1 rRNA gene is annotated in these 288 nt (G+C 36.1%); it reads left to right on the forward strand.

Annotated features, from left to right (window positions below):
- Positions 1-79, forward strand: a 16S ribosomal RNA gene (locus PSH48_RS21095); the annotation flags it as partial.
- Between the last annotated feature and the right edge of the window lie 209 nt (positions 80-288).

Raw genomic sequence — 288 nt, forward strand, 5'->3', positions numbered from 1 at the left:
TACCACGGAGTGATTCATGACTGGGGTGAAGTCGTAACAAGGTAGCCCTAGGGGAACCTGGGGCTGGATCACCTCCTTATACGATTTAGAACTTATTTGTTCGTAGTGTCCACACAGATGATTGTTAGTTAGTTTTACCCTTTGGGTTTAACTGATTAATATGCTCTTTAAAAATTTGGAAAAGCTGATAATAAAATTCGTATGAATAACAGTGTTATTTGTACAGAGTTTTCAAAAGTAAAAAAGAATGATAGCAGTATCATTCAGTGCCATTTAATCACTCTTTGA

Origin of the sequence: Pseudoalteromonas sp. Angola-4 (assembly GCF_028599265.1) — a bacterium.
GTDB lineage: Bacteria > Pseudomonadota > Gammaproteobacteria > Enterobacterales > Alteromonadaceae > Pseudoalteromonas > Pseudoalteromonas atlantica.